A 12,156-nucleotide genomic window follows, 5' to 3' on the forward strand; every position below is an offset into this window, starting at 1 on the left:
GTTAATTCGAAGCCGCCGCTGACGCTCAGCCAGCACTGGTCCGATTGGGAAGGACGACCGTTTCAGGCCGCGGATAGGACAGGCATACGCTGTCGCGGCCACTCCTTTTGGCTTTGTAGAGCGCTTCGTCGGCGCGGCGCATCAGCGGGTCCAGCCCTTCGTCGCTGGTGCGGGCGGCCACCCCGAAGCTCGCGGTCACTCTCGTGTCGGGCGGAAGTCCGTCGATTCTGCCCGCCGAATAGACCGTGCGAATGGCTTCGGCAAACAGTCTTGCCGCGCCAAGGTCGCTGAGCGGCAACAGCACGGCGAACTCTTCGCCGCCGATACGGCCGGCAACGCCGCGCGTACCTGCAGCCGACAGAAGCTTGGCAGCGAAGTCGGCGATGACGCGATCGCCGGCCGCGTGGCCATGCTGATCGTTGAGCGCCTTGAAATGATCGAGATCGGCAAGCACCAGCGCAACCGGCAATTGCGCCGTGGCACAGTGCTGCAGGACAAGCATGGCGCGCTCCTCGAAGCCGCGGCGGTTGAGCAGGCCCGACAGCGGGTCTGTCAGGGTTTCGGTCTTCAGGGCCTTCATCACATCGAGCGCGGCGGCGCCGAACAGGCAAAGCGCAATAAGCAGCGACAGCAATGCATGCGATAGCAGAGCCGTCGTCCAGTAGGACGAGGAGTAAAGCCCTTCATAGCTGGTGAACGGCCCATGCGCGATGACGACGGCAAGCGTCCGCGCCAGGAAGTTCAGGCCGGAAAGCAGCGACAGCACGAACAGGATCATTTCTGTCGGGCCGTTGTTGCGCACCACGCGCAACTCGGCGGCGACAACCAGGCTGATGCCGCCGAAGCTGAAATTGATGGCAAGGATGCGCCAGGTGAGATCCGGCCGGGCAAAAAGAAACCACGAAAACGCGGCCAGGCCGCCGCAGGCCAGAATGCCGACCGCCGGGTAAGGCACGCGCCGCCCATAGCGCGCAATGACCGCGCCGGCGAGACAGCAGGTGGCGAAGGTGAAGCACAGGATCGAGATGAGCTTGGTCGGTGCCATGCCGACCGGCAGCGTGAAATACTGGAGCAGGAAGCCTGCGGCCGAGGCCGAGTAGCCCGCCGCCAGCACGCCCAGATAGGGACGGTGGCGCTGATAGAACCACAGCACGAGAAATGCCGCGCCGAGTGTGAGGGCGATGCCTGGATTGAGCAGCGCTATGAGCAGGCCGGTGTCCAAGCGCTGTAATTTCCCCTCGCTTCCCCTTGGAGGACCTTAGAGCGGAAGCCCAAACAAGCGGTTAAGCGAAAGCGAATATACGACAGGTGCGTCGACAAAGCCGCTGGGCGGAACCGCGAACGGCGAGCGGCGTTTCACGACGGCAACCAGGAGACGCTCCGATGGCCGACACGATCATGCTGACCGATTACGATGCAATTCGCTCATGGGCCGCGGCACGCGCCGGCTTTCCGGCGATCGTCGACGTGTCGCCCGAAGCCGGAACGCAGCCCATGCTGAGGCTGGTCTTCGGCCAGCATGCCTACCAGGACCAGGATGAGGCCGAACGCCCGGTCAATGCCGGCGGCTACGAACTGGTCGAATGGAACGAATGGTTCAAACTCTTCGACGAGCGCCAACTGGCGCTGGTCGTCGCAAAGGACCAACCCGGCCGCCGTGAGGGATTCCACGAATTCGTCAGGCGGCCCGACTGAAGAATGCCCGAACCGCATTGCGGCTCGGGCTCCTCATATCCGACTGCGCGCGCCTGCCCTATTTCCACTCGCGGATGTCGACGAAATGGCCGGCGATCGCCGCCGCCGCGGCCATTGCCGGCGACACCAGATGCGTCCGGCCCTTGAAGCCTTGGCGCCCCTCGAAATTGCGATTCGAGGTCGAGGCGCAGCGCTCATGCGGCTTCAGCCGGTCGTCGTTCATGGCAAGGCACATCGAGCAGCCCGGCTCACGCCAGTCAAAGCCGGCGGCGACAAAGATCTTGTCGAGGCCTTCGGCCTCTGCCTGTTCCTTGACCAGGCCGGAGCCCGGCACGATCATCGCACTGACCCGCGGATTGACCTTCTTGCCCTCGATCACCTTGGCTGCGGCGCGCAGATCCTCGATGCGGCCATTGGTGCAGGAGCCGATGAAGACGCGATCGAGTTCGATATCGGTGATCTTGGTGCCCGGCTTCAGGCCCATATAGTCGAGTGCGCGCTGCTTGGAGGTGCGCTTGTTCTCATCAGTGATGTCGTCCGGGTTCGGCACGATGCCTTGCACCGAGACCACGTCCTCGGGCGAGGAGCCCCAGGAGACGATCGGCGGCAGCTTTGCCGCGTCGAGCACGACCACCTTGTCGAAATGCGCGCCTTCGTCGGACTGCAGCGTCTTCCAGTAGGCGAGCGCGGCGTCCCAGGCTTCGCCCTTGGGGGCGCGCGGCTTGTCCTTGACATAGGCGAAGGTGGTCTCGTCGGGCGCGATCAGGCCGGCGCGGGCGCCGGCTTCGATCGACATGTTGCAGATCGTCATGCGGCCTTCCATCGACAGCGCACGGATTGCCTCGCCGGCATATTCGATGACATAGCCGGTGCCGCCGGCCGTGCCGATCTCGCCGATAATGGCGAGGATGATGTCCTTGGCGGTGACGCCTTCCGGCAGTGCGCCGTCGACGCGCACCAGCATGTTCTTGGCCTTGCGCTGGATCAGCGTCTGCGTCGCCAGCACATGCTCGACTTCAGAGGTGCCGATGCCATGCGCCAGCGCCCCGAACGCGCCATGCGTCGAGGTGTGGCTGTCGCCGCAGACGATGGTCATGCCGGGCAGCGTAAAGCCTTGCTCCGGCCCGATGATGTGGACGATGCCCTGGCGGATATCCTTCTCGGAATAATATTCGACGCCGAAATCCTTGGCGTTTTTGGCCAGCGCTTCGACCTGGATGCGGCTTTCCTCGTTCTTGATGCCGAACTTTCGCTCCGGCGAAGTCGACACATTGTGGTCGACCACGGCCAGCGTCTTTTCCGGATGCCGAACCTTGCGGCCGGTTATGCGCAGGCCTTCGAAAGCCTGCGGGCTGGTGACTTCGTGGACCAGATGGCGGTCGATATAGAGCAGGCAGGTGCCGTCGTCCTGGCGGTCGACAACATGGTCGTCGAAAATCTTGTCGTAGAGGGTGCGCGGTGCGCTCATTTGCGTAAATCCGTCGATTTAAAAAGGGAAAACGACGCCGGTCGGACCGGCGAAACAGCCTGGCGAGTCTGCCCTAGCTAAGTCGGCTGGTCAGCGCCCCGCAGACGCGCGCGGAAAATCGCGACGGCAGGCGTTTCCTGTCCTGCAGCACGAAACCTTTATAGGCCGGATCGCCAAAAAGCTCTTCCATGGCGCTGCTCATATCAATGTTTTGGCTTTTCAGCAATCGCGTCTGCCTTCGCAGGCGCTTCACAGCACCTCGAACACGAAGGTCTTCACCAGCGCGTCGGGCTCGGCGATTGCGTAGCAGCGGAACCACGGGCTCTCCTCGACCGGCTGCCATTTTTTCGCCTGCTCCAGTTCGCCAAACACGGCTTGAAACCCGCCGCTTTCAAACACCTGGTCGCGAACCGTGAAGATGGCGTGGCCGCCCGTCCTGGTGATGCGTACCAGTTCATGCAGGCCCGACGCCGGTGCGTGGCTGATGGTGAACACGCCGGTCGAGAAAAAGGCGCGGAAATACCCGTCCGCCCAAGGCAATGGCCCGCCGAGCATCGCCTGTTTCAGCTCGCTGTAGGCCTGCCGGCTGCCGGCGATTTTCAGCATGTCCTGCGACAGGTCGAGCGCGAGTGCCTTCAGGGACGGCCCCGACAGGCCGGTGCCGCAACCGGCGTCGAGCAGCGGCCCTTCGCCCGCCGGCACATGGCGCGCCACCCAGGCGGTGATCAGGAACGGCAGGAGATAGCCGAGCGCCGCGGTTTCGCCGTCATAGGTCGCGGCCCATTGCGCATAGGCCTTGGCGAGCGTCTCAGGCGTGTCGGCCGTATAGACCGCTTCCAGCGCCGCATTGGCCTTGTCGATGATCATGGGTCCTCCCCGGTCGCGTCCGCTCGATGGTAGCGCCGTTTTCGCCTGCCTTCTATTCCCCATGCTGGTGGCGGAGCCGCTTCTCCAGCGCCCGCAAGGCCAACGACAGGCCGACGGTCAGGATGAGATAGATATAGGCGACGATCGAATAGGTTTCGAAGAAGCGGAACGAGCCGGCGGCGTAGATCTTGCCCATCTGGGTGATGTCGGCGACGCCGAGCACCGAGACCAGCGAGGAATCCTTGACCATGGCGACGAAATCATTGCCGAGCGGCGGCAGGATGGTGCGGATCGCCTGCGGAAAGATGACCAGCCGGAAGCGCTGGGTGCGCGTCAGCCCGAGCGCCTTGGCCGCCTCGATCTGCCCCTTCTCGACCGCCTGGATACCGGCGCGGAACACCTCCGAGATGAAGGCGGAATAGCCGATGGTCAGCGCCATGACGGCGCGCCAAAGCAACGACACGTCGCGTACCAGCAGCTCACCGAAGAGGCCGGCGCTTTGCAGCGGCGCCGTCAGCGCGTTCCATGCCGCGACGAAGGCCGGCGCCCCGGCAAAGGCGATCCAGAACAACAGCACCAGCATCGGCACGCCGCGGATGATCTCGACGTAGAAGCGGCCGATCTGGCTGAGCCAGCGTGAGCCCGACAGGCCCATCAGCGCGACGCCGAGGCCGATCGCGCAAGCCAGCGCGAAGGCGACCACCGTGACGAAGATGGTGACGCCGATGCCCTTGGCGACGGTTGCGAAGACCTGGGCATAGAGGTCGCTGGCAGCGATGAAGATGGCGGCGGCCAAGGCGATCGCCACGGCCACGGCAAGCCACCACGGGAAGTCGGATTTGGCTGAGGCGGGAGGCGCCGACGGCATCAAGCGGTACCGATAACAGAGTCACGAAGGCAGCGTTCTGTCACACCCCCCTCTGGCCTGCCGGCGATCTCCCCCTCCAGGGGGGAGATCGGCAGCTTTGACCTCGCGGCCCGTTCTGCAACACTGAAAATTGGCGAAAGCCGATGCGAAATCCGATCTCCCCCCTTGAGGGGGAGATGTCCGGCAGGACAGAGGGGGGTGTACGAGCGCAGAGTCAGCGCGAGTTCCCGCGCACAATCGTCATGAAATGCGCGCAACAAGCGGGCCTACTGCCCCATCTTGTAATCAAGGAACCACTTCTTGTTGAGCGCGTCGAGCGTACCGTCGGCCTTGAGCGCGGCGATTGCCGCGTTGACCGGCTTCACCAGGTCGGAGCCCTTGGGGAAGATGAAGCCGAAATCCTCGGTGCCGAGTGGGCCGCCGATCAGCTTAAGGCCGCCATTGGACGCATCGACATAGCCCTTGCCGGCAGTGCCGTCGGTGAGCACGACGTCGACGTCGCCGGCCTTCAGTGCCTGCACCGTCGCGCCGAACGTCTCGAACAGCTTGATGCGCGGGTTCTGCTCGTTGCCGTCGAGCACGCTGTAGACGGCGGTGTAGAAGGGCGTGGTGCCGGCCTGCGCGCCGATCAGCCCGTCCTTGAAGGCGGCGAACGTCTTTGCATCGGTGAAGCGCTTCTCGTCGCCGCGCACCAGCATGAACTGTTCCGAGCGCATATACGGATCGGAGAAATCGACCTTCTGCTTGCGGTCGTCCTTGATGGTGATGCCGGTCATGCCGATGTTGTACTGATTGTCGGAAACCGCCTGGATCATCGCGTCCCAAGAGGTATTCTGGTACTCGACCTTGAAATTCAGCCGTTTGGCGATCTCGTTCATCGCGTCATATTCCCAACCGATCTGCTTGCCGGTCTTGGCATCGATGAACTGCAGCGGCGGATAGGCGTTTTCGGTCACCACCACCACCTTCTTGCCGCCGAGGTCGGGCAGCGCCTGCGCCAGAGCCGCGACCGGCACGAGAAGGCAAGCCAGCAGGCCGGCCAGCAGCAGTTTCGAATTGATCATGACTATGCTCCCCAGGAACTGAACCGCCTCGATCGACCGAGGCATGCAGGAAATCCGGCGCCGACTTTAGCTTTCCGCAGGCGCCTTGCAAGCCGCTCTGATGCGCCGCTCGGCACGAAAATGAATTCCAATGCTTTCAACGGCGGCAATTACAGAACGATCCGTATCGATTGCGGACCGGCAAAATCGAATCCACCTCGTGAAATAAAAAGGCGGCCGAAGCCGCCTTTCCAAAACCATGAGTTTTGAAGACGCCTTATTCGGCGGCAGTTGCTTCCGCGGCCTTGGCGGCCTCGTCGGCGGCCTTCTTCTCGGCGGCGTCCTGCGCGGCCTTCTCGGCGGCCAGCGCCTGGGCGGCGGCCACTTTCTCGGCCTCGATGCGCGCCTTCTCGGCGTTCAGCGCATCGCGCTCTTCGTCGTTGAGCTTGCGGGCGCGCACGCCGGTGTTTTCCGAAATGCGGGCCGATTTGCCGCGACGGTCTCGCAAATAGTACAGCTTGGCGCGACGCACCTTGCCGCGGCGCACGATCTCGACGCCCTCGACCATCGGCGAATAGACCGGGAACACCCGCTCCACGCCTTCGCCGTAGGAGATCTTGCGGACGGTGAAGTTTTCCTGGAAGCCGGCGCCGGCGCGGGCGATGACGACGCCCTCATAGGCCTGGACGCGGGTGCGGGTGCCTTCGGTCACACGGACCTGGACGCGCACGGTATCGCCGGGCTGGAATTCGGGGAGCTTGCGCTTGGCTTCGATCTTGGCGGCCTGCTCGGCCTCGAGCTGACGGAGGATGTCCATCTCAAAAATCCACTTCTTGTTCTTCCGACAGTCAGAGCGCCCGACACTCGCCTTGCAGTCGCATCGACCGCTCGGCTATGCCCTTCGTTCGAGAACGTCTGTTCGAGAACATCGGGCAGGGGCGACTACACCGTCATTGTTGACGGGCCAGAAGATCGCTCTTGGCAGATTTTTCTTCCGGTTCGGCGCGCACATACAGCTATTTCGGCGCTTTGTCACGTCTTCGCCGTTTCTTTTTTGGGCCGTTTCTTTTTTGCGCTGCTTCTTGGGCTGGCGCCCGCTGTGGCAATCCCGTGATCGCTTGTGGTCCAGGGGGTTGCGCCCGCGCGTCAAGCTTCCTAAGCCGGAAGATAAGCATTTTCCTCCAGCGACGACACCCCTCATGCCAATCTTGGACGCGGTCCTGCTCTTTCTCGCCGGCTTTCTATCAGGCGCGGTCAATGCCGTTGCCGGCGGCGGCACGTTCATAACCTTTGGCGCCATGACCCTGGCCGGCCTGCCGCCGATCGTCGCCAATGCGACATCGTCGGTGACGCAGTTCCCCGGCTACATCACCTCGACGCTCGCCTATTGGCACGACATCAAGCATTTCTGGCGCGGCGCACTGCTGCTCAGCCTCATTTCGGCTCTCGGTGCGCTGTCTGGCGCGCTCATCCTTCTAGGGCTCGACAACCCGTCCTTCCGCGCCTTGGTGCCGTGGCTGCTGCTGGCGGCAACCGCATTGTTTGCTGCCGGGCCATGGCTGAAGCCGGCGCCCAAGCCGGAGCATGAGGCCGCGGTGGGTTCTCTGGTCGGGTCGCTGGCGCAGTTCGCCACCGCCGCCTATGGCGGCTTCTTCGGCGCCGGCATGGGCGTCATGATGCTGGCGACGCTCGGTCTCACCCAGTCCGGCGACTATCACCGGCTGAACGCACTGAAGAACATGCTGGCCGTGGTCATCGCTGCGGTTGCCATCCTCGTCTTCGTCTCGGGCGGCGTCATTGCCTGGCTGCAGGCGATCATCATGATCCCGGGTGGCGCGCTGGGCGGCTATGCCGGCGTCTGGATCGCTAGGCGCGTGCCGCAGAACGCGGTGCGCGGCTTCGTCATCGCCGTCGGCCTGTTCCTGGCTTTCTACTATTTCGACAAGGGCTGAGCGGCTGAAGATCCGGCCGTCGCTCCTTCGTCAGCCTCTCCGCTTCGGCCCGCCGCCAAGCCGCGATCTTCCTGTGATTGCCCGAAATCAGCACTTCGGGAATCGGCCGGCCCTCGAACTCCTGCGGCCGCGTATAATGCGGATGTTCGAGCAGGCCGTTTTCAAAGCTCTCTTCCTCGCCCGATACCGCATTGCCCATGACGCCGGGCAGCAGGCGCACCACGGCGTCGAGCAGCACGAGTGCCGCCGGCTCGCCGCCGGACAGGATGAAGTCGCCGATCGAAACTTCCTCGAGGCCGCGCGATTCAATGACCCGCTGGTCGACGCCTTCGAAGCGGCCGCAGACGATCACCGCACCCGGCCCGCCGGCGAGCTCGCGCACCCGTGCCTGCGTCAGCGGCTTGCCGCGCGGGCTCATCAGCAGGCGCGGACGTGGATCGGCTGCCGGCGAGGCATGGTCGATGGCGCTGGCCAGCACGTCTGCCCGCATCACCATGCCGGCGCCGCCGCCGGCCGGCGTGTCATCGACGGTACGGTGACGATCGCTGGCAAAGTCGCGGATCTGGATCGTTTCGAGCGACCAAATGCCGGTCTCGAGCGCGCGGCCGGCCAGCGACAGGCCAAGCGCGCCGGGAAACATCTCGGGATAGAGCGTCAGCACCGAAGCCGAAAAACTCACCGGTTGCCTCCGGCGTCCCTAGGCCCGCGCGGCCTGCCCTTGGGGTCGAAACCGTCGTCAGCGGGAGGCTCGCCGTCCTCGTCCTCGACCAACCCTGCGGCGGCTGGATCAACGCGGACAAAGCCGCCGGCGATCGACACTTCCGGAACAGCGGCCTGCGTGAACGGGATGAGCACGCCTTTGCGCCCCGCCAGCGTCACGTCGAGAATGTCGCCGCCGCCGAAATTATGCACGGCGACGACCTTGCCGATGATGGCACCGATGTCATCCTTGACCTCCAGTCCGACGAGGTCGGCATGGTAGAATTCATCCTCTTCGCCCTCATCGGGCAACACCGAACGGTCGACGAACAATTCGGTGCCGGCCAGCGCCTCGGCGGCATTGCGGTCGTTGACGCCTTTGAACCGCACCACCACCACGGTGTTGGCGGGCCTGATGTCGACGATCTGGAAGGCGCGGCCATCCCTGGCGTAGAGCGGACCGTAATCGGCCAGCGCCAGCGGGTCGCCGGTAAAGCTCTTGACGCGCAATTCGCCCTTGATGCCATGCGCGGCACCGATCACGGCCATCTGGACGGGGTTTTGCGGCTTGATCATCTGCGGAAAATCCTTTGCCTTGCTCTAACCCCAGCCCGTCGTCATTTCAATGACGCCGCTCTTCACCGCTTCCTAACCCGCGTGCCGGAAGATGGCGGGGAACTGGAAGAGTGCAATGCAGGAATTCCTCATACCGGCAAAACCCGACCTGCAGGCGGCGCGCGAGGCCTGGCTGAAGATGCTGGCGCGCGAACGCCGGCTATCGCCCGAAACCGTCGAGGCCTATGAGCGCGACACGCGCCAGTTCCTGCATTTCCTGACCGGCCATTGCGGCGGCTCGCCCGGCATTTCCGACATCGCCGATCTGCGCCCCGCCGATCTGCGCGGCTTTCTCGCTGCCCGCCGTGCCGAGGGCGCCGGCGCCCGCACGCTCGGGCGCGGGCTGGCCGGCATCCGCTCGCTGCTGCGTTTCCTGGAACGGCGCGGCCTCGCCAATGCGGCAGGTGCGACAGCCTTGCGCGCGCCGCGGCAGCCGAAATCGCTGCCCAAGCCGCTGACCGCAAGCGATGCAAAACACGTCGTCTCGGTGGAAGGCCAACTGGCGGAGGAGCCGTGGATTGCCGCGCGCAACGCCGCCGTGCTGACCCTGCTCTATGGGTCCGGCTTGCGGATCTCCGAGGCGCTCGGCCTGTCGGGCGCCGATCTTTCCTCACCTGGTGATACCGTGCTGCGCGTCACCGGCAAGGGTGGCAAGACCCGGCTGGTGCCGGTGCTGCCGGTGGCACTGCGGGCGATTGCCGAATACCGCCGCTTGTGTCCCTGGCATCTCGATCCCAAGGGCCTGCTGTTTCGCGGTGCCCGCGGCGGCCCGCTCAACCCGGCAATCGTCCAGCGCGACATGGCCAAGCTGCGCTCGGCGCTCAACCTGCCCGACACGGCGACGCCGCATGCGCTGCGCCATTCCTTCGCCACGCATCTGCTAGGGCGCGGCGGCGACCTGCGCACCATCCAGGAGTTGCTCGGCCACGCCAGCCTGTCGACAACCCAGATATACACCGGCGTCGACACCGCCAGGCTGCTCGAGATTTACGAAGCAGCTCATCCTCGTGCGTGATCGATGCATGTGTCGGTGGCCATCTCGCAACAATTTTGATGCGCCGGTTAACCGTTTTGCCGCTTTTTGCGCCTAGAAGCGCAGCATGAAACGCCTCATCGCCATCGCCGACCGCGCGACCCATATGTCGCTGAAGCTGCTCGTCGCGCTCAACGCCCTGTTTTTCCTCTCTTTCCTCATCGTCGCGCTGCTCGCCGCGGGCAAGGCACGCGCCGAGACTTCGGCCTGCGGCGGTAGCGATATGCTGAGCGCGCTGCAAAAGGACGACCCGGCTGCCTACCGCAAGATCGAGGCAGACGCGGCAGCGACGCCGAACGGCAAGGGCCTGCTGTGGAAGCTCGAAAAATCGGGCGAAAAACCGTCCTTCCTGTTCGGCACCATGCACGTTACCGACCCGCGCGTCACCACGCTGCCACCCGCCGCGCAGAAGGCATTCGATGCGGCTGGCACCGTCATCATCGAGACCACCGAAGTGCTCGACAAGCAGAAGATGATGGCAGCACTGCTGAAAGAGCCGGATCTGATGATGTTCACCGACAAGACGACGCTTTCGTCGCTGCTGTCGCCGGAGGATGCGGCGGTGGTCAACAAGGCGCTCGATGCGCGTGGCATCCCGCCAGCGACCGTCGCCAAGATGAAACCTTGGTTGCTGTCGGCGATGGTGGCGCTACCTGTATGCGAAGTCGCCCGCCAGGCTGGCGGTGCGCCGGTGCTCGACGTCAAGCTTGCCAAGGAGGCCGAGGCTTCGGGCAAATCGGTCGAGGGGCTGGAGACAATCGCCGACCAGCTGCGCGCCATGGCTTCGCTGCCGATCGCCTTTCACCTGAAGGGGCTGGTCGATACGCTGAAGCTTGGCGACAAGGTGAACGACGTCAACGAAACCATGATCGTGCTTTACCGGCGTGGCGACACTGGCATGTATGTACCGCTGTTTCGGGCCGTCATCCCCGAACAGGTCGACGACCAATCGGGTTACGCCGAATTCGAGCAGACCATGATCACCAGCCGCAACAAGGTGATGGTCGATCGTGCAGCGCCGATCCTCGCCCACGGCAATGTCTTCATGGCGGTCGGCGCCATGCACCTTCCCGGAGCGCAAGGCTTGGTCGAGGGTTTCCGCAAGACCGGCTATACGGTGACCGCCGTCAACTGAACGACACGGCGGAGTTGCACACCGAATCATTGCCGAGGCGGGACCAGCCCTTACTCGTGGCGCGACGGCGGACCAGCCGCGCTTCGTGCCAAGAAACCGAAAAAGGTTCGGTTTGGCTCGATCGAACCCATTTTGCGGTGGAAATGCATGCCTGCGAGCGATTCCAGATCAGAATTGCCCTGTTTTCGGCGTTTTCAACGCCTAATGTGAAACCGATTCAACGATTGTACGTTGATGGCTATTACTTGATGTTTTTCATCCACGGAGGACACTTTTATGGCGAACACACCCAATCCGAACGACCCATTCACCTCACCGGGTACCGCACGGCCACGCGGCGGCGGCAGCGGCTGGCTGATTGCACTGGTCGTCGTTATCCTGGCAATTGTCGCCTATTATGTTTTTGGAAGACGTAGCGAGGCACCTGCGCCTGCCGAACCGCCCGCAGCCAGCACACCGGCTCCGGCCCCAGCACCTGCCGAGCCGATGAAGCCAGCCGAACCGGCTCCTGCGCCAGCTCCGGCAACGCCCGCTCCGGCTCCCGCTCCGGCAGAGCCAGCACCCGCTCCGGCCCCTGCGCCAGCCCCGGCACCAGCACCAGCACCAGCGCCGGCGCCGGCTCAGTGATCAGACTGCTGATTTAATATATGAACGGCCCGCTGAAAGGCGGGCCGTTTCGTTTTTGGGAGCAGCAGTCGATGCTCTGAGCTGCGATTAGCCATGGGCTAACTTCATCTTCGTCATCCAGCGCGGAGCAGGAGCGAAGCGACATCGCGGAGAC

13 protein-coding genes are annotated in these 12,156 nt (G+C 64.0%); 4 read left to right on the forward strand and 9 right to left on the reverse strand.

The features are described 5' to 3' along the window. Positions 1-25: 25 nt before the first annotated feature. A complete protein-coding gene (locus NKI25_RS09395) occupies positions 26-1,222 on the reverse strand; it encodes a GGDEF domain-containing protein (protein ID WP_023679772.1) in 1,197 nt (398 codons plus the stop codon). Positions 1,223-1,383: 161 nt separating this feature from the next. Here NKI25_RS09395 and NKI25_RS09400 point away from each other — a divergent pair, with 161 nt between their 5' ends. After that, on the forward strand, positions 1,384-1,695 hold the full coding sequence (locus NKI25_RS09400) for a hypothetical protein (RefSeq protein ID WP_352998378.1): 312 nt from the start codon (positions 1,384-1,386) through the stop codon (positions 1,693-1,695). Between the two features lie 58 nt (positions 1,696-1,753). Here NKI25_RS09400 and leuC read toward each other — a convergent pair whose 3' ends face one another. The 6 genes from leuC to rplS all read right to left on the reverse strand — a co-directional run bounded on the left by leuC (position 1,754) and on the right by rplS (position 6,758). Beyond that, positions 1,754-3,163, reverse strand: a complete 1,410-nt coding sequence (gene leuC / locus NKI25_RS09405; RefSeq protein WP_023679774.1) for a 3-isopropylmalate dehydratase large subunit — start codon at positions 3,161-3,163, stop codon at positions 1,754-1,756. A gap of 73 nt (positions 3,164-3,236) precedes the next feature. Continuing rightward, complete coding sequence (locus NKI25_RS09410) at positions 3,237-3,389, reverse strand: hypothetical protein (RefSeq protein WP_198023639.1); 153 nt, start codon at positions 3,387-3,389, stop codon at positions 3,237-3,239. Positions 3,390-3,412: 23 nt separating this feature from the next. Beyond that, on the reverse strand, positions 3,413-4,030 hold the full coding sequence (locus NKI25_RS09415) for a class I SAM-dependent DNA methyltransferase (protein ID WP_352998379.1): 618 nt from the start codon (positions 4,028-4,030) through the stop codon (positions 3,413-3,415). A 52-nt stretch (positions 4,031-4,082) separates the two neighbouring features. After that, positions 4,083-4,898 carry an amino acid ABC transporter permease gene (locus NKI25_RS09420; protein WP_352572232.1) on the reverse strand — a complete coding sequence of 272 codons (816 nt, stop codon included), beginning with the start codon at positions 4,896-4,898 and terminating at the stop codon, positions 4,083-4,085. Between the two features lie 266 nt (positions 4,899-5,164). After that, positions 5,165-5,962 (reverse strand): transporter substrate-binding domain-containing protein, encoded by a 798-nt coding sequence (locus NKI25_RS09425; RefSeq protein WP_031212709.1) that lies wholly within the window; start codon positions 5,960-5,962, stop codon positions 5,165-5,167. Between the two features lie 256 nt (positions 5,963-6,218). Further along, positions 6,219-6,758, reverse strand: a complete 540-nt coding sequence (gene rplS, locus NKI25_RS09430; RefSeq protein WP_023679779.1) for a 50S ribosomal protein L19 — start codon at positions 6,756-6,758, stop codon at positions 6,219-6,221. Between the two features lie 382 nt (positions 6,759-7,140). Here rplS and NKI25_RS09435 point away from each other — a divergent pair, with 382 nt between their 5' ends. After that, positions 7,141-7,893, forward strand: coding sequence for a sulfite exporter TauE/SafE family protein (locus NKI25_RS09435; RefSeq protein ID WP_352572230.1), 753 nt, complete (start codon positions 7,141-7,143; stop codon positions 7,891-7,893). On the opposite strand, the gene trmD is transcribed toward NKI25_RS09435, so the two are convergent. Continuing rightward, entirely contained in the window at positions 7,844-8,572 is a 729-nt protein-coding gene (gene trmD / locus NKI25_RS09440; RefSeq protein ID WP_352998380.1) for a tRNA (guanosine(37)-N1)-methyltransferase TrmD, read from the reverse strand. The genes NKI25_RS09435 and trmD overlap by 50 nt on opposite strands. Further along, positions 8,569-9,168 (reverse strand): ribosome maturation factor RimM, encoded by a 600-nt coding sequence (rimM, locus tag NKI25_RS09445; RefSeq protein ID WP_352593784.1) that lies wholly within the window; start codon positions 9,166-9,168, stop codon positions 8,569-8,571. Before rimM ends, trmD begins: the two co-directional genes overlap by 4 nt. A gap of 115 nt (positions 9,169-9,283) precedes the next feature. Here rimM and NKI25_RS09450 point away from each other — a divergent pair, with 115 nt between their 5' ends. Both NKI25_RS09450 and NKI25_RS09455 read left to right on the forward strand, forming a co-directional pair. Beyond that, a complete protein-coding gene (locus NKI25_RS09450; protein ID WP_352456326.1) occupies positions 9,284-10,222 on the forward strand; it encodes a tyrosine recombinase XerC in 939 nt (312 codons plus the stop codon). An 85-nt stretch (positions 10,223-10,307) separates the two neighbouring features. Further along, positions 10,308-11,375, forward strand: a complete 1,068-nt coding sequence (locus NKI25_RS09455; protein ID WP_352998381.1) for a TraB/GumN family protein — start codon at positions 10,308-10,310, stop codon at positions 11,373-11,375. Positions 11,376-12,156: the final 781 nt, after the last annotated feature.

Source organism: Mesorhizobium sp. M0808 (genome assembly GCF_040320025.1).
Taxonomy (GTDB): Bacteria; Pseudomonadota; Alphaproteobacteria; order Rhizobiales; family Rhizobiaceae; genus Mesorhizobium.